The sequence below is a fragment of the Luteimonas rhizosphaerae genome, assembly GCF_002849595.1.
Classification (GTDB): domain Bacteria; phylum Pseudomonadota; class Gammaproteobacteria; order Xanthomonadales; family Xanthomonadaceae; genus Luteimonas; species Luteimonas cellulosilyticus.
This window is the reverse complement of sequence record NZ_NRQR01000015.1, coordinates 32,571-49,203: the sequence shown is the minus strand read 5'-3', so window position 1 is coordinate 49,203 and position 16,633 is coordinate 32,571. Positions and strand designations below refer to the sequence as shown.

13 protein-coding genes are annotated in these 16,633 nt (G+C 70.9%); 4 read left to right on the top strand and 9 right to left on the bottom strand.

Annotation, left to right across the window (positions count from 1 at the left end):
* Positions 1-870: a LysR family transcriptional regulator gene (locus CJ022_RS07720; RefSeq protein WP_101926080.1), complete on the bottom strand. Its 870-nt coding sequence runs from the start codon at positions 868-870 to the stop codon at positions 1-3.
* 104 nt (positions 871-974) lie between these two features.
* Between CJ022_RS07720 and bla the strand changes: the two genes are divergently transcribed.
* Complete coding sequence (bla, locus tag CJ022_RS07715; protein ID WP_101926079.1) at positions 975-1,859, top strand: subclass B3 metallo-beta-lactamase; 885 nt, start codon at positions 975-977, stop codon at positions 1,857-1,859.
* A 28-nt stretch (positions 1,860-1,887) separates the two neighbouring features.
* Here the strand turns inward: bla and CJ022_RS07710 are convergent, their stop codons facing one another.
* The 8 genes from CJ022_RS07710 to CJ022_RS07675 form a co-directional block, all read right to left on the bottom strand.
* A complete protein-coding gene (locus CJ022_RS07710; RefSeq protein WP_101926078.1) occupies positions 1,888-2,712 on the bottom strand; it encodes a DUF72 domain-containing protein in 825 nt (274 codons plus the stop codon).
* Positions 2,713-2,752: 40 nt separating this feature from the next.
* Complete coding sequence (locus CJ022_RS07705) at positions 2,753-3,109, bottom strand: glyoxalase superfamily protein (protein ID WP_101926077.1); 357 nt, start codon at positions 3,107-3,109, stop codon at positions 2,753-2,755.
* Positions 3,106-4,134, bottom strand: a complete 1,029-nt coding sequence (locus CJ022_RS07700; RefSeq protein ID WP_101926076.1) for an aminoglycoside phosphotransferase family protein — start codon at positions 4,132-4,134, stop codon at positions 3,106-3,108. The genes CJ022_RS07705 and CJ022_RS07700 overlap by 4 nt, the downstream gene beginning before the upstream one ends.
* Before the next feature lie 138 nt (positions 4,135-4,272).
* Complete coding sequence (locus CJ022_RS07695; protein ID WP_101926075.1) at positions 4,273-5,343, bottom strand: acyltransferase family protein; 1,071 nt, start codon at positions 5,341-5,343, stop codon at positions 4,273-4,275.
* Position 5,344: 1 nt separating this feature from the next.
* On the bottom strand, positions 5,345-6,484 hold the full coding sequence (gene nagA / locus CJ022_RS07690) for an N-acetylglucosamine-6-phosphate deacetylase (protein ID WP_101926074.1): 1,140 nt from the start codon (positions 6,482-6,484) through the stop codon (positions 5,345-5,347).
* The gene (locus tag CJ022_RS07685; RefSeq protein WP_233198647.1) at positions 6,484-7,536 is read right to left on the bottom strand and encodes an SIS domain-containing protein; all 1,053 of its coding nucleotides are present in this window, start codon (positions 7,534-7,536) and stop codon (positions 6,484-6,486) included. Before CJ022_RS07685 ends, nagA begins: the two co-directional genes overlap by 1 nt.
* Positions 7,520-8,596, bottom strand: coding sequence for a LacI family DNA-binding transcriptional regulator (locus CJ022_RS07680; protein WP_101926073.1), 1,077 nt, complete (start codon positions 8,594-8,596; stop codon positions 7,520-7,522). Before CJ022_RS07680 ends, CJ022_RS07685 begins: the two co-directional genes overlap by 17 nt.
* A 26-nt stretch (positions 8,597-8,622) precedes the next feature.
* Entirely contained in the window at positions 8,623-9,918 is a 1,296-nt protein-coding gene (locus tag CJ022_RS07675) for a sugar MFS transporter (RefSeq protein WP_101926072.1), read from the bottom strand.
* A 382-nt stretch (positions 9,919-10,300) separates the two neighbouring features.
* Here CJ022_RS07675 and CJ022_RS07670 point away from each other — a divergent pair, with 382 nt between their 5' ends.
* From CJ022_RS07670 to CJ022_RS07660, 3 genes are all read left to right on the top strand, one after another.
* The gene (locus tag CJ022_RS07670; protein ID WP_233198646.1) at positions 10,301-11,317 is read left to right on the top strand and encodes a glucokinase family protein; all 1,017 of its coding nucleotides are present in this window, start codon (positions 10,301-10,303) and stop codon (positions 11,315-11,317) included.
* Between the two features lie 165 nt (positions 11,318-11,482).
* Positions 11,483-14,194 (top strand): TonB-dependent receptor, encoded by a 2,712-nt coding sequence (locus CJ022_RS07665; RefSeq protein WP_101926070.1) that lies wholly within the window; start codon positions 11,483-11,485, stop codon positions 14,192-14,194.
* A 130-nt stretch (positions 14,195-14,324) separates the two neighbouring features.
* The gene (locus CJ022_RS07660; protein WP_101926069.1) at positions 14,325-16,604 is read left to right on the top strand and encodes a beta-N-acetylhexosaminidase; all 2,280 of its coding nucleotides are present in this window, start codon (positions 14,325-14,327) and stop codon (positions 16,602-16,604) included.
* Positions 16,605-16,633: the final 29 nt, after the last annotated feature.

Sequence of the window (16,633 nt, the reverse complement as noted above, 5' to 3'; positions counted from 1 at the left end):
TCAGGCGCCGCCGGCTGTGACGGCCCAGGTGCGGAAGGCCTGCATCTCGGCGGTGTCCTCGCGCGAGCGCAACCGGGTCAGCCAGTAGCCGCCGACGTCCACCTCGACCGGTGACAGCCGCACCAGGCGTCCGCTGGCGAGATCCTGTTCGAACATCGCCACCGGCAACAGCGCCACGCCGGCGCCGGCCGCCGCCGCACTGGCGATGGCCAGGGAAGAATCGAACACCGGCCCGCGCAGGGCGGGCACCGGCAGTTTCGCGGCCGCGCACCACCGCGCCCATTCGTCCTGCCGGTAGGAGCGCAGCAGCGGCAGGCCGACGAGGTCGCTGCGGCGGCGCACGCGCCGCGCCAGCGCCGGGGCGCACACGGGCGCGAACGGCGCATCGCACAGGTGCACGGCGTCCAGGCCCAGCCAGGTGCCGTCGCCGAAGCGCACGGCCAGGTCGAGCCCCTCGCCGGCCTGATCGATGCGGTTGTTGTGGGTCAGCAGGCGCAGGTCGACGCCCGGGTGCGCGGCCTCGAACGCCGGCAGACGCGACAGCAGCCAGCCGGTGACGAAGGTGGCGACCGCACTGACCGTCAGCACCTGCCGCGGCCCGGCCCCGTCGAACCGCGCCAGCGCCGCGCCGATGCGCGCGAAGGCATCACCGATCGCCGGCAGCAGCGCCAGGCCCTCGTCGGTCAGCGCCACACCGCGCGGCAGGCGGCGGAACAGCGTGCAGCCCAGGCGCGTTTCCAGCCCGCGGATGCGATGGCTCAGCGCCGCCTGGGTGATGCGCAGCTCCAGCGCGGCGCGGGTGAAGTTGAGGTGGCGGGCCGCGGCCTCGAAGGCCCGCAGGCCGGTCAGCGGCAGGTGCGGATTGTCCATGCCGGCATTAGATCAGCTCATGTCTGCGATGAGATCGCCTCGCTTCTCCTGGCCCCGCCGGCTTCCGACAATCGTCCGCCCCCCTCCCATTCCAAGGACACGCCATGCACCACTGGACACGACGGACCCTCGCGACGGTTTTCCTCCTCGGCAGCCTGGGCCACGCCCAGGCCCAGCCGGCGGAGCCACTGCCGCAGCTGCGCGCCTACGAAGTGCCCGCGCCCTGGCGACAGCCGGTCGCGCCGTTGCAGATCGCCGCGCGGACCTGGCAGATCGGCACGGCCGAGCTCAGCGCGCTGCTGCTGGTCGGCAGCGACGGCGCGATCCTGATCGACGGCGGGATGCCGCAGGCGGCCGACCACCTGCTCGCCAACATGGCCGCGCTCGGCGTGGCGCCGTCGGATCTGAAGCTGATCGTGCTCAGTCACGCCCATGCCGACCACGCCGGGCCGCTGGCCGCCATGCGTCGGGCGACCGGGGCGCGGGTCGCGGCCAATGCCGAATCCGCGCAGCTGCTCGCCCGCGGCGGCAGCGACGACATCCACTACGGCGACGGCCTCGTCTATCCGCCGGTCGCGACCGATCGCCTGCTGCTCGACGGCGAGGTCATCGTGCTCGGCGACCTGCGGCTGCAGGTCCATTTCACCCCCGGCCACACGCCCGGCAGCATGAGCTGGACCTGGACCGACCGGGCCGGGGACGGCACGCCGCTGCAGCTGGTCTACGCCGACAGCCTGAGCGCGCCGGACTACCGGCTGCTCGACAATCCGCGCTATCCGCGCATCGTCGAGGACTACCGCGCCAGCTTCGCGCGCATCCGCGCGCTGCCCTGCGACCTGCTGCTGACGCCGCATCCCGGTTTCAGCGGCCTTCGTTACGGGGCCACGCTGGAGCGCCTCCGCCCGGTGGACTGCCGCGCCTATGCCGATACGGCCGAGCAGGCGTTCGACGCCCGTCTCGACGCCGAACGCGCCGGTACCGCCGACTGATCGACGCGGCGCGGCGCGGACTCGTCGTCTACAGCCGCGCCTGCAGGGCCATCGCCGCGGCCGGGTTGCGCGCCTTCGCCGCCGAGATGAAGAACACGAAGACCTCGCGCGGGGTGACCGGCGCGGCGTCGCGGGCGTCGATGTAGGGCAGGTCGCCCGGCGCCTCGCCGCGCGCCCACTGGTGCGCGCGGTCGGCCCACGCGTCGAGTTGCAGGCCCGGATAGCCGTCCTTGTGCTGCTCGCGACTGGCCATCAGCCGCGCATAGACGAACGTGCCGCTGAGATCGGCGAACGACGGATAGTCCGTGGAATCGGTGAACACCGACGGCAGGCCGTGTTCCCGCATCAGTGCCAGATAGGCCGGCGACTGGAAGCTCGGATGGCGCACCTCCAGCACGTGGCGCAGCGGCGCGCCGTCGAGGGTGCGGGGCAGCAGGTCGAGGAACGCGGCGACGTCGTCGTGATCGAACGCACGGCGCGGATCGAACTGCCACAGCACCGGGCCGAGCCGGCTGCCGAGCTCGGCGATGCCGCCCTGCACGAAGGCCTCGATCTTCTCGCCCGTGCCGGCCAGCGACCGCGCGCCGACGATGAAGCGCGGCGCCTTCAGCGAGAACACGAAGCCCTCGGGCGTCTCGTCGCGCCAGCGCGCGTAGACCTCGGGCGGCTGCGTGCCGTAGAAGGTGCCGTTGATCTCGATCGCGGTCAGGTGGCGGCTGGCGTATTCCAGCTCCCGCTTCTGCACCAGGCCCTTGGGATAGAAATTGTCGCGCCAGGGCGCGAAGGTCCAGCCGCCGATGCCGGTGCGGATGCCGTCCACCGGGGTCGGGGCGCTGTCGAACAGGTCGATCATCGGACTCTCCAGAGACGGGTGGGCCGCACGCGTGCGGCGCTCAGTCGGGGTGCTGCGCGAAGCGCAGGCGGTTGTGGTCGGGATCGACGAGCAGCATTTCGCGCGTGCCCCAGTCGGTGTCCCAGGGCGCCTGCACGATCGGCGCGCCGGCCGCGGCGAACGCCCGCGCGCAGGCATCGACATCCGCGACCTTGAAGTACACGGCGCCGCCGATCGCGCCGTCGCCGGCATGCCCGCTGAGGAACACCGTCTGGCCGTCGCGCGTGAGCTGCACGAACAGCGGCATGCCGGCCTCGAAGCGGTGCTCCCAGTCGACGACGAAGCCGAGTGCGGCATAGAACGCCAGACTGCGCTCGGCATCGGTCATGCGCAGCTGGGGAATGACGGTCTGGATCATGCGACCCGTCCTGCCAGCCGCGGCCGCACGTGGCGATCCAGGATCGACGCGAGCGGCGCCAGCGACGGTTCGCGTGCGAGCACGTGGTCGAGGTAGGCCACGAAGCGCGGCGCGTCGGCGAGGTATTTCGGCTTGCCGTCGCGATAGTGCAGACGCGCGAACAGCCCGAGGATCTTGAGGTGGCGCTGCATGCCGGCGAGATCCGCGTCGCGACGGAACGCGGCGTGGTCCGCGCGCAACGGCACGCCGGCATCGCGCGCGCGCGCGTGGTAGCGCGCGAGCCAGCCGTCGACGCGCGCGGCCGGCCAGCTGTGGAAGGCGTCGCGGAACAGGCTGACCGGATCGTAGGCCAGCGGGCCGCGCACCGCGCCCTGGAAATCGATGACCGCCACGCTCGCGGCCAGGGGCATCAGGTTGCGCAACATGTAGTCGCGATGCACGAAGCCCTGCGGCTGCGCGAGCACCGCGTCGATCAGCGTCTGCTGCACTGCGCGCAACCCGTCGCGTTCGTCGGCAACGAGCGTGACGCCGAGATGGCGCCCGAGGAACCAGTCTTCGAACAGGTCGAGTTCGCGCTGCAGCATCGGCGCGTCGTAGGCCGGCAGGTCGTCGGGGCATGCGATCGCCTGCACCCGCAACAACTGGTCGAACGCGGCGTCAAACATCGCATCGGCGGACCCGTCGTCGACGACGTCGAGGCAGGTCTGCGCACCGAGATCCTCGAGCAGCAGGAAGCCGCCGTCGGCGTCCTCGGCCAGCACCCCGGGCACGCGCACGCCGGCGTCGCGCAACAACGTGCGGATGCGCAGCCACGGGCGCACGTCCTCGAGATCGGGCGGCGAATCCATGACGATGCGGCTCGCGCCCGCGCCGCGCGTGCGCCAGTAGCTGCGGAAACCCGCGTCCATCGAGGCCCGTTCGAGCTCCAGCGCGGCGTCGCCGGTGGTCGCACGCGCCCAGGCCAGGCGTGTACGCGCGCGGTCGGCGTCGCAGGCGACGGGCGCGGCATCGGAGAGAACGGTCATCGTGCGGAATCCGGGAACGGCAGCGCGCAGGGTACAAGCTGGGCGCGTGTCGCCAAAGTCGCGGTCGCGTCCGACGCACGCGTTCGGGACGCCGGCATCGCCACGTGCGCGTCCGATCCGGCCCTGGACCCCGCGGTGCTAGACCTTCAGATGGATGCCGCGCCGGTCCAGCACCCAGGCGACGCCCCACCACGCGCCGACGAAGACCAGTGCGAACGCCAGCGACGCGCCCTGCGGTCCGAGCCACGGCGCCAGCGGCGTGTCGAACAGCTGCCGGTACAGCGGCGTCCACAGGTCCAGCGCGATCGCCAGCAGCACCACGGCGATCGAGCCGGCGTAGACCGCGATCGCGTTGACACCGAAGCGGCGCCCGAGCGGCCGCCAGCCGCGCCGGTCGACCAGCACGTGCACGACCGCCAGCGCCAGCATCGCGAGACCGCCGGTCCACAGCACGTAGGACGGCGACCACAGCGGCTTGTTGAGCGGCAGCCACCACGACCACGCACCGCCGATGCCCAGCGCCACCAGGCCGGCGATGCCCAGCGCGCGCACGCGGCCGGCGCGCAGCCACGACCCGGCGCGCAGGCCGAGTAGCGTCGTCGCCAGCGCGCCAGCCGTGCTCGCCAGCCCTTCGGGATCGTGGCCCAGGCCCGTCGCCGGGTCGTAGCGATACAGCCACGGCGCGAACAGCGCCGTGTCGAGCCGGTCGAAGGGATTGGTGCCCGGCGCCATGCCGCCCCAGACGAGCGCGACCGTGCTGCCGAGCAGCAGGCCGGCGAGCAACAGCCACTGTGCGCGCCGGGGCAGGGTCAGCGCGGCGAGCCCGGCCAGCGCGAAGCACAGCCCGATCCGCTGCAGCACGCCCCAGGGACGCACGTACGCCTGGTCGAGCGCCCACCACGCGAGCAGGTGCAGCAGCAGGCCGATGCCGACGATCCGCAGCGCGCGCCACAGCACGCCGCGCGCCAGTGCGGCGGTCGCGACACCGGCCTCGCGGCGCGGCACCAGCGACAGCGCCAGCGACACGCCGACGACGAACAGGAACGTCGGGAACACCAGATCCGCCAGCGTGCAGCCGTGCCACGGCGCGTGACGCAGCGGCGCGACGACGTGCGCCCAGTCGCCCGGTGTGTTGACCAGCAGCATCGCCGCGACGGTGAGGCCGCGCAGCGCATCGACCGACGCCAGGCGTGGCGTCGTCGCGGGCACCTCAGGCGGTCGCACCGCCGATCCATGTCGCCTGCAGCGCGAGGGCTTCGTCGACGACGACGAAATCCGCGCGCAGGCCCGGGGCGATGCGTCCGCGTTCGCCGTCGAGTCCGAGGAACTGCGCCGGGTAGGTCGCCGCCATGCGCGCCGCTTCGTCCAGCGGCACGCCGAGGGTCTGCACGGTATTGCGCACCGCGGTCATCATGTCGAGCGCGGAGCCCGCGAGCGCACCGGCCGCGTTGCGCACGACGCCGTCGATCGCGGTGATCGTTTCGCCGTAGAGCACGTAGTCCGGACGGTCGCTGCCGACCGGCGGCATCGCATCGGTGACCAGGAACACCTTGCCGCGCGGCTTGGCCGCCAGCGCGACGCGCAGGCTGGCCGCGTGCACGTGCGCGCCGTCGACGATGATCCCGCACCAGCTGTCGCGGTCCTCGAGCGCGGCGCCGACCGCGCCGGGCGCGCGCCCCTGCAGCGGTGACATCGCATTGAAGAGATGGGTGAAGCCGCGGATGCCGGCATCGAGGCCGGCGCGCACCGCTTCGTAGTGCGCCTCGGTGTGGCCGGCGGCGACGATGGCGCCACCCGCGACCAGTGCGCGGATGCGCGCGAGCGGCACCTGCTCCGGCGCGAGCGTGACCAGGGTGACACCGTTGCCCAGCGACGTCGCGAGCGCGACCTCGTCGGCGTCCGGCACGCGGAACTTGCCGGCGTCGTGCGTGCCCTTGCGCGCGGGCGCGAGATACGGACCTTCGAGATGGAGGCCGACGACGCCGGGCACGCCGGCGTCGATCGCCTCGCGCACGGCGGCGATGGCCGCGCGCATCACGTCGAGATCGTCGCTGATCAGCGTCGGCAGCAACGCGGTCGTGCCGAAACGGCGGTGCGCGGCCGCGATCGTGCGGATCGCCTCGACCGTCGGCGCGTTGTTGAACAGCACGCCGCCGCCGCCGTTGACCTGCGCGTCGACGAAGCCCGGCAAGAGCCAATCACCGCCGAGATCATGATGTTGCGCCCCCCGCACACGCGGATCATCGGGCGCGGTGAGCGCGACGATGCGCCCGCTGTCGACGAGCACAGCGACATCGTCGCGGAAGCCGTCGTCCGTCAGCACGCGGCCGTTGACCAGAGCGGTCGCCATCAGACGGTCTCCGTGACCTTGTTGAGATGCGGTGGGCGGTCAGGATCGAAGCCGCGCCGCAGCGACAGCGCATTGACTGCGCGGTAGAAGGACTGCGCCGCGAGCAGCGGTGCGAACGCGGGATCCGGCGCAGCGGCGACCGGCAGCTCGCCGCCCGGCGCGGCCAGCCACACCGCTGCGCCGCGCGCGCGGAATTCGTCGACGACGGCGCGCGTGCCGGCATCGGTCGCGTCCGGCTGGCCGAACGCCAGCACCGGGAAGCCCGGACCGACCAGGGCCATCGGACCGTGCTTGACCTCGGCCGCGCTGTAGGCCTCGGCGTGCAGGCCGCTGGTTTCCTTGCACTTCAGCGCCGCTTCCTGCGCGATGCCCAGGCCGATGCCGCGACCGAGCACGAACAGGTTGCGCACGTCGGCGAGCCCGTCGACCAGCGGTGACCAGTCGCAGGCCCAGGCCGCGCGCATCGCGTCCGGCAGGGCGGGCAAGGCATCGGCCAGCGCACCATCGCCGCTGTCCGCGCGGCGCCACACGGCAGTCAGCTGCAGCAGAGCTGACAGCGACGCGAGATAGCTCTTGGTCGCCGCGACGCTGCGCTCCGGGCCGGCGCCGAGCGGCAGCACGACATCGGCCAGCTGCGCGAGCGGGGACGCTTCGACATTGACCAGGGCGACGATGCGCGCCCCGGCCTCACGCGCGGCCTCGGTGTTGCGCAGCAGGTCGGGACTCTTGCCCGACTGCGAGATCGCGACGAACAGCGCGCCGCGCATGCGCTGCCGCACCGCGTAGACGGACCCGACCGACGGCGAGGCCGACGTCGTCACCACGCCGAGGCGGGTCTCGAACAAGTACTTGGCGCAGGTCGCGGCGTGGTCGGAGCTGCCGCGCGCGCAGGTGACGACGAACGGCGGCGGTCGCGCGACCAGGTCGTCGACCAGCGCGTCGACCGCGGCGGCGTTGCGCGCCAGTTGCGCGGCGACCACGTCGGGCGCCTCGGCCGCTTCGCGGAACATCCACGTGGCGGCCGCGCGGGCGGCATCATCCGGTGGCTGCATCGTCGCTCCTCGGGGCGGACGGGCGCGGGCGCACGGGCGCGGTGGAGCCGCGCACCACCAGCTGCGGCACGAAGCCCTGGTTGTGGGTGGCCTGCGCGGCGACCGGATCGGTCTCCTCGCGCAGGCTGGCGATCAGCATCCGCGCCGCATGCCGCGCGATGTCCTCGGTCGCCTGCTTGGCGGTGGTCAGCGCCGGCCACGACTGGCGCGAGAATGGGCTGTCCTCGAAGCCGGCGATCGACAGGTCGTAGGGCACGTTCATGCCCGCCGATTTCGCCGCGGCGAGCACGCCGGCCGCGATCTCGTCGTTGGAGCCGAAGATCGCCGTCGGCGGATCGCGCAGCGCCAGCAGCCGGCGCGCGCCGCGGAAGCCGTCGTCGAAGGTGTAGTCGCCGGGAATCACCAGGTGCTTGTCGTGCGGAATGCCATAGTCCTTCAGCGCGGCCTCGTAGCCGGCATGCCGCTCGCCGCTGGAATGGTGCTGCGCCCCGCCCCACAGGAACCCGATGCGCTGGTGGCCGAGCTGGACCAGGTGCTCGGTGATCTCGTAGGCCGCGTCGCGATCGTCGACGAACACGCAGGGATGCCCGTCGCCGGGATCCTCGGTCGCCGCGATGATCCGCACCAGGCGGATGTCGCGCGCGGCCAGCGCATCGATGAGTTCGCGACGCTCGGACATCGGCGCGGTCAGCACCAGGCCGGCCAGGCGCGAGCGGCGCACGAAGTCGACCAGTTCCTCGACCAGCAGCGGCGAGCTCGCATCGCAGGGATGGATCTGCAGGCCGAAGCCGGTCTCGCGGCAGGCCGCCAGCACGCCGTTCTGCACGCCGATGATGTGGTACGGATTCGGGTTGTCGTAGATCAGGCCGATGACGAACGAGGTCGCGCTGCGCAGGTTGCGCGCGGACGGATCGGGCTCGTAGTCGAGCTCGTCGATCGCATGCAGCACGCGTGCGCGCGTCGCCTGCAGCACCGACGGTTCGTTGTTGATCACGCGCGAGACGGTCTTCAGCGAGACCTTCGCGCGCTCGGCGACATCCTTGATGGTGGGTTTGCGCACGGGGCGGGTTCCGGAGGCTCAGGCGGTCATGATCGCCCGGTTCGCGCCGGCGCGCGCCCGGCGCGATGCCCGCGCAGGCCGAAGTACAGGATGTAGAGATAGCAGGGCAAGGTCAGCGCCAGGAACACCAGCTGGAAGTCGTAATGCTGCTTCAGCACCGCGAACGCCTGCGGGATGATCGCGCCGCCGGCGATGCCCATGATCAGCAGCGCCGAGCCGGTTTCGGTCAGCCGCCCCAGGCCCTTGATCGCCAGCGGGAAGATCGCCGGCCACATCATCGCGTTGGCGAAGCCGAGCGCGGCGACGAAGCCGACCGACACGTAGCCGTGGGTGAGGAAGGCGCCGATGGTGAACACGATGCCGAGCACCGCCGACACGCCGAGGTAGTGTTCCTGGCTGATGAAGCGCGGGATCGCCACGAGGCCGACGACGTAGCCGAGCAGCATCGCGCCCAGGGTGAACGAGGTGAAGAACTTGGTGCGGTCCAGCGGCAGGCCGAAGCCGTTGCCGTAGGTGCCGATCGCATCGCCGGCCATCACCTCGACGCCGACGTAGACGAACAGGCACAGCACGCCCAGCCACAGGTGCGGCACCTGGAAGATGCCGCGCGACGGCGTGCCGGCGGCGTCACCCGACGCGTTGGCGTCGGCGGGTTTGAGCTCGGGCAGCGGCGACAGCAGCACGCCGACCGCGACCAGCATCAGCACGCCCGCCATCACCAGATACGGCGTGTGGATCTTCGCCGCGAACGTATCCAGCAGTTGCGCGCGCTGCACCGCGTCGGCCGCCGCGACCTGCGCACTGAGATCACCGATGCCGTGCAGCACCACGGTGCCGAGCACGATCGGCGCGAGGATGCCGGCGCACTTGTTGCAGATGCCCATCAGCGCGATGCGCTGCGCGGCGCTGTCGATCGAGCCGAGGATGCTGATGTAGGGATTGACCGCGGTCTGCAGCAGCGCGAGGCCGCCGCCGATGACGAACAGCCCCGACAGCGCGCCCGGATACCAGCGCTGGGTGGAGAACTCGCCGAACAGCATCGCGCCGCAGGCCATCACGAACAGGCTCAGCGCGAGCCCCTTCTTCATGCCGGTGCGGCGCAGTACCCATGCCGACGGCAGCGCAAGGAAGAAGTACGAGAGGTAGAACACCATCAGCACCAGGAAGGCGTTGACCTCGTCGAGCTCGAAAGCGAGCTGCACGAAGGTGATCAGGGGGCCGTTGATCCAGGTGAAGAACCCGATGATGAAGAACAGCAGGCCCATGATCGCGATCGAACTCGCGTGGCTCGGGCGGACGTGCGGTGTGGCGATCGCGGACATCTGGTGCGCTCCCGTGGTGCGGACAGAGACGGAACCTGCAGCGGATGTCGTCGTCGGACATCCGGTACCAACGTTGTCATAGAACATCACCGGACACCATCCGGCGTGTCGATCATGCCGCAGAGACCCGGCAGAAATCCTGCTGCAGCGCGTCACAAAGTCCTGCGCGCCATGACGATGACCGGCCCGGACACTGGTTATTAACCGCGTCGGATGGCTAATTTCCGCCTTCTCTTCGAGATTGTTGCATTCGTGTGACGAATGCAGCAGGTCAGAACAACATTTTCGGTTTGCCCGTTGACATCGTTGTCATTAAACGTCGAGAGTCGAGCCGTCTGGTGGTGGCTGTCATCGTATGGCGCCCTTCCCTCCCGGAGCTTCCGTGGTCGCATCCTCTCTTCCGCAGTCCCGCACGCCGACGCCGCACGCGCCGTTCATCGCCGCCGACGTCGGTGGCACCCACGTGCGCATCGGCCTGGTCGAGGCCACGGGCGATGCCGCGCATCCGGTGCGCGTGCTCGAGTACCGCAAGTACGTCTGCGCCGAGCACGCGGGCCTGGCCGACATCATCGAGGACTTCCTCGCCGCCCTGCCGGGCCCGCGCGTCGATGCCGGTGCGATCGCCAGCGCCGGCTACGCGCTCGAGGACGGCACCGTCATCACCGCGAACCTGCCGTGGCCGCTCTCGCTGGAAGAGACCCGCGTGCGGCTCGGGTTCCGTCGCTTCCGCCTGGTCAACGATTTCGAGGCCGTCGCCCACGCCGCGGCGCAGGTCGACGGCAGCGAGGTGCTGCGCCTGACCGGGCCCGACATCGCACAGCCCGGGCCGATGCTGATCGTCGGGCCGGGCACCGGTCTCGGCGCGGCGGTGCGCATCCCCACCGCGCACGGGCCGGTGGTGCTGGCGACGGAAGCCGGCCAGGCCGCGCTGACGACCGGCACCGATCACGAGATGGCGCTGCTGCGCGAACTGCAGCGTGGCCGCAACCACGTGCCGATCGAACACGCGCTGTCGGGTCCGGGCCTGATGAACCTCTACCGCGCGGTGTGCGCACTGCACGGCCGGACGCCGGTGCACGCGGCGCCCGACGAGGTCACGGCCGCGGCGATGCAGGGCGGGGATGCACTGGCGCGCGAGAGCCTGGACGCGTTCTGCGGCCTGCTCGGCAGCACCGTCGGCGACATGGCGCTGCTCTACGGCGTGCACGGCGGCATCTATCTGGCGGGGGGCATCCTGCCGCAGATCCGCGATTACCTGATGCAGAGCGCGTTCGTCGCGCGGTTCCTCAACAAGGGACCGATGCGCGAGGCGCTCGAACGTATTCCCGTGCGGCTGGTCGAGCACGGGCAGCTGGGCGTCATAGGCGCGGCCAGCTGGTATCTCGGGCAGCACGACTGACGCGCCGCCGGCGCGCGGAAGGTCGGGGAAGGACCTGCGTGCGGGTGGCGCGACAGCGCTGGCCAACGCGACACGCGACACCGCGGTTCGGGTGACGCCGGTACAGGCACGCCGCGGCGGCACGGGTCCGCCACGGCGCCACTTACATCAGCGATGGGGACCACCATGAACTACCGCAAATCAGTGCTTTCGGCCGCAATCACCCTGGGCCTGTGCGTCTCCCTCCAGGCCCAGGCGCAGCAGGCCGCGCCCCAGGGCGAGGCGGCCACGGAACTCGACCGCGTCATCGTGACCGGCATCCGCGGCAGCCTGCAGAAGTCGCTCGACACCAAGCGCGAGGCCGAGTCCCACGTCGAGGCGGTCTCCGCCGAAGACATCGGCAAGCTGCCCGCCAAGAACGTCGCCGATGCGCTGCAGCGCCTGCCGGGCGTCAACATCAGTTCGTCGAGCGCCAGCGAAGGCGGCTTCGACGAGGCCGACCGTGTCAGCCTGCGCGGCACCAATCCGAGCCTCACCCAGACCCTCGTCAACGGTCACACCATCGGCACCGGCGACTGGTTCGTGCTCAGCCAGACGGCGAACGTCGGGCGCAGCGTCAGCTACTCGCTGCTGCCGGCCGAGATCGTCGACCAGGTCGTGGTCTACAAGAGCTCCCAGGCCAAGCTGGTCGAAGGCGGCACCGCGGGTTCGGTGAATATCATCACCCGCAGCCCGCTGCAGTTCGCCGAGCCGTTCACCGCCGAGGCCTCGGTCGGCGCGGTGCATTCGGACCTGCCCGGCGAGACCGATCCGCAGGTCAGCGCACTGTTCAACTGGAAGAACGACGCCGGCAACGTCGGAGTCATGGTCCAGGGCTTCTACCAGAAGCGGAACCTGCGCCGCGACGGACAGGAAGTGGTCGGCGGCTACGGCGTCATCGCCGACGATGCGCCGGTCGTGGCCACCAATCCCGACCTCGCCGGCGTGCTCTATCCCAACCTGCTCGGCGCGGTGCTGTTCGAGCAGGAACGCGAGCGCAAGGGCGGCGTCCTCGACATCGAGGTGCGCGCGACCGACAGCCTGACCCTCGGCCTCAACGCGTTCTACTCCAAGCTGGAAGCCGACAACTACAACCGCAACTACATGATGTGGGGCAGCCAGTTCGTCAACACTCGCGCGCCGCAGCCGGGCTACGTGGTCCGCGACGGCGTGCTGACCGAAGCGGTCTACGCGCCGGTGACCGGCGCCGACAGCATCACGCCCTACGGCGTCTACGACATGATCTCGCGCCCGGGCGCGGGCTCGGAATCCCGGTTCGTCACGCTCGATGCCGACTGGCAGGCCAGCGACAGTTTCGGCGTCAAGCTGCAGGCCGGCAGCACCCGTGGCCGCGGCACGAGCCCGACCCAGGACGTGATCGAAACCGGCGTCGCCGGCAATGCGGGCGCCAGCTGGCAGATGGGCGGGCTGGGCACGCCGATCAACTGGTCGCTCGGCGGCGACAACAGCGCCGGCGAACACCTGCCGCAGTTCGGCTGGATCTTCGGCGGGCAGGCGATCGACGTGCGCGACGACGAGGACTGGTTCTCGGCCGACGGCGAGCTGTACTTCGGTGGCGTGCTGTCGACGCTCGATGTCGGCGTGCGTTACGCCGAGCACGAGCGCCGCAACGACCGGCAGATCGGCCAAGGCCCGAACTGGGCCAGCGACTGGCAGAACATCGACGCCTATCCGGCGCCCGGCGGGCAGTTCCCCGGCGACTTCGGCAACGGCGTCGGCGGCAGCGTGCCGGGCGGCATCTGGTATTACACGCCCGAACAGCTGGCCGCTCTCAACGCCCAGTTCGCCAACCGCGATCCGGTCGGACGCTTCGATTTCTCCGGTGTCTACGGGGTCAAGGAAGCGGTCTCGGCCGCGTACGTCCAGGCCAACTTCGCCGGCGACCGCTGGAGCGGCAACCTCGGCCTGCGCTACGTCCAGACCGATACCGATGTCCGCTACAACCAGGCCGTCGCCGCGCCCGACGACGTGCCGGGCGCGATCACCGGCTCGGACTTCGGCGCCTACCTGCCGGTCCAGGACGAGAACAACTACAGCAAGCTGCTGCCCAGCCTGAACCTGAAACTCGACCTCCGCGACGACCTGGTCGCGCGTTTCGGCGCTTCGCAGACGATGACCCGGCCGGACTTCTCGGCGCTGTCGGGCACGCTGGCGCTCGACGATCTCACCCACACCGGCAGCGGCGGAAATCCCTATCTCGACCCGATCGTCTCGACCAACGTCGACGTGTCGCTGGAGTGGTATTTCGCACCGCGCGCGCTGCTGGCGGCGAGCCTGTTCCGGATGGAGCTGGACGACTACATCAACTTCGGCACCGCCATCATCCAGTTCAAGGACCAGGCCGCGAGCATCGAGGCCGGGCAGGACGTCTACGCGGATTACCAGGTCTCCACGCCGGTCAACAGCGACGGCAAGGTGCAGGGCGTGGAGCTGACCTACGAACAGCCGATCGGCGAGAACTTCGGCGTCGCGGCCAACTACACCTACGCCGACGGCAGCGCCGAAGGCGGCCGGCCCTTGAACGGCACGTCCGAGAACACCTACAACCTGTCGGGCTACTTCGAGAACGAGCGGTTCAACGCGCGCCTGAGCTACACCTTCCGCGACGCGTTCTACGCCGGCGTCAGTCGCACCGACGCGTTCTACCAGGACGACTTCGGCACCCTGTCGGCATCCCTCGGGTACAAGGTCAGCGACTGGATGACCGTGACGCTGGAAGGTCTGAACCTCAACAACCCCGACCACAAGTACTACACCGAGACCGACGCGGGCTTCCTGCCGTACGCGTTCTACTCGAACGGCCGGCAGTACTACCTCAACTTCCGCTTCAAGTTCTGAGCACGCCGGCGGCGTGTCCGTGCCCGGTGCGCATGCCGGGCACGGGCCCCGCCTCGCGCGTCCGCGCGGCCCGCGCCACCGTGCGCGGACCGGCGGTCGCGACCCGTCACCGCATCGCAAGGTCGTCCGCATGAGTGCTCGTCCGTTCCGTCGTACCGCTGCCGTCTCGCTGGTCTTCGCCGCCCTCGCGGCACTGGCGGCCTGCACGCCCCGCCCGCAGGCACCGCCACCCGTCGTCCTCGTGCCGGCATTGATTCCGGCGCCGGCGCACCTCGTCGCGGGTGATGGCGGATTCGCGCTGACGTCGGCTACGCCGCTGCGGGCCGAGAGCGACGCCGCCCGCCGTGTCGCGCAGCACTTCGCCGGTGTCGTTGCGACCTCGAACGGGCTGCGCCTGCAGACAGGGACCGCCGGCCACGGCGCGTCCCCCGCGATCACGTTCGCACTCGACGCCGCCGCCTCGCCGCAGCACGCGGAAGGCTACGTCCTCGACATCACCCCGAACGGCGTTTCGGTGCGCGCGTCCGACGAGCGCGGCCTGTTCTACGGCGCGGTCACGCTATGGCAGCTGGTCGCCCAGGTGGATGGCGCCACGCCGACGCTGCCGGCCACGCGCATCGAGGACGCACCGCGGTTCGGCTGGCGCGGTTTCATGCTCGACTCGGCCCGGCATTTCCAGAGCGTCGACGAGATCAAGCAGGTGCTCGATGCGATGGCGTTGCACAAGCTCAACGTCTTCCACTGGCACCTGACCGACGACCAGGGCTGGCGCATCGAGATCAAGCGCTACCCGCGCCTGACCGGCGTCGGCGGCTGCCGCCTGCCGGCGGGCGACGGCGGCATCGATCCGCAGACCGGCGCGCCGGTGCCCTACTGCGGCTTCTACACCCAGGACCAGGTCCGCGACATCGTCGCCTACGCCGCGGCGCGGCACATCACCGTGGTACCGGAAATCAACGGCCCGGGCCACGCGCAGGCCGCGGTCGCCGCGTATCCCGAACTCGGCGTGCTCGACACGCCGGTGCCGGTGCTCAACGAATGGGGCGTCAACCGGACGCTGTTCAACGTCGAGGAATCCACCTTCACGTTCCTGGAGAACGTGCTGGCCGAAGTCGTCGACCTGTTCCCCGGCACCTACGTGCACGTCGGCGGCGACGAGGCGGTCAAGGACCAGTGGGAAGCGTCACCGCGCGTCCAGCAACGCATGCGCGAGCTCGGCGTGCGCAACGAGGCCGAACTGCAGAGCCATTTCATCAAGCGCATGGAGCGATTCCTGGTCGCGCACGACCGGCGCCTGATCGGCTGGGACGAGATCCTCGAAGGCGGCCTGCCGGCCGAGGCCACGGTGATGTCGTGGCGCGGCATCGACGGCGGGCTCGACGCCGCGCGCCAGGGCCACGACGTGGTGATGACGCCGTCTTCGGATCTCTACCTCGACTACCTGCAGACCGACGCGCCGGACGAGCCGCCGGGCCGTCCGGCGATGGTCACGCTGCGGCAGGTCTACGACTTCGAACCGGTGCCGGCGGCCCTGCCCGCCGCTCTGCATCACCACATCCTCGGCGTGCAGGCGAACCTGTGGACCGAGCACACGCGCACGTTCGAACGCCTGCAGCACCACATGTTCCCGCGCCTGGCCGCGCTGGCCGAACGTGCGTGGTCGACGGCGATGGGCACGGGCTATGCGCAGACGCCGTTCCAGGCGCTGGCGGACATCGACGGCGACCGTCGCGCCGGCCCCGCGCAGGTGACGCTGCGCAACCCGCTCGGCTATCCGGTGCACTACACGACCGACGGCAGCGCGCCGCACGCGAGCTCGCCGCGCTACGAGGCGCCGTTCGTAGTGCGCCTGCCGGCCGACATCCGCGCGGCGGCGTTCTCGGATGGCGCGCCGCTCGCGGCGGCGCGCCGCCACGCGTTCGATGCGACGACGCTGCTGACCCGCCGCGACGACGACCTGGCCACCTGCCCGGACACGGGCCGCCTGCTGCTGCGGCTCGAGGACGACGGCCCGCTGCGCGGCGAGCGCGCGATCTTCAACGTCACGATCTTCTACCCCTGCTGGCTGTGGCCGCAGGCGGACCTCGGCGACATCGGCGGGCTGGAGATCCGCGCCGGGCGCATGCCGTACTACTTCCAGCTGGCCCACGACGAACCGCACCGCACGTTCCTGCCGGCCACGACCGCGCATGGCGAACTCGTCGTGCAGGCGGCCGGCTGCACGGGACCGGTGCTGGCGACGCTGCCGCTGCCGGCCGCGCCCGATGCGGACGGCTTCCTGACCCTGCGCACGCCGATCGACACGTCCGCGCTCGCATCCCCCGAGGCGACCGACCTGTGCCTGACTTTCACCGGCGACACGCGACCGACGATGTGGGTCGTCGATACGGTGACCCTGCAGCCCCGCTGATCGCCTGCCGGTGCGCGCGGCGACGATGC

Bases quoted from the DNA above. Each gene is read 5' to 3' on its own strand.
- CJ022_RS07705 (WP_101926077.1), bottom strand. From the start codon at position 3,109: ATGATCCAGACCGTCATTCCCCAGCTGCGCATGACCGATGCCGAGCGC.
- CJ022_RS07660 (WP_101926069.1), top strand. From the start codon at position 14,325: ATGAGTGCTCGTCCGTTCCGTCGTACCGCTGCCGTCTCGCTGGTCTTC.
- CJ022_RS07685 (WP_233198647.1), bottom strand. From the start codon at position 7,536: ATGCAGCCACCGGATGATGCCGCCCGCGCGGCCGCCACGTGGATGTTC.
- CJ022_RS07665 (WP_101926070.1), top strand. From the start codon at position 11,483: ATGAACTACCGCAAATCAGTGCTTTCGGCCGCAATCACCCTGGGCCTG.
- CJ022_RS07710 (WP_101926078.1), bottom strand. From the start codon at position 2,712: ATGATCGACCTGTTCGACAGCGCCCCGACCCCGGTGGACGGCATCCGC.
- bla (WP_101926079.1), top strand. From the start codon at position 975: ATGCACCACTGGACACGACGGACCCTCGCGACGGTTTTCCTCCTCGGC.
- CJ022_RS07700 (WP_101926076.1), bottom strand. From the start codon at position 4,134: ATGACCGTTCTCTCCGATGCCGCGCCCGTCGCCTGCGACGCCGACCGC.
- nagA (WP_101926074.1), bottom strand. From the start codon at position 6,484: ATGGCGACCGCTCTGGTCAACGGCCGCGTGCTGACGGACGACGGCTTC.
- CJ022_RS07675 (WP_101926072.1), bottom strand. From the start codon at position 9,918: ATGTCCGCGATCGCCACACCGCACGTCCGCCCGAGCCACGCGAGTTCG.
- CJ022_RS07720 (WP_101926080.1), bottom strand. From the start codon at position 870: ATGGACAATCCGCACCTGCCGCTGACCGGCCTGCGGGCCTTCGAGGCC.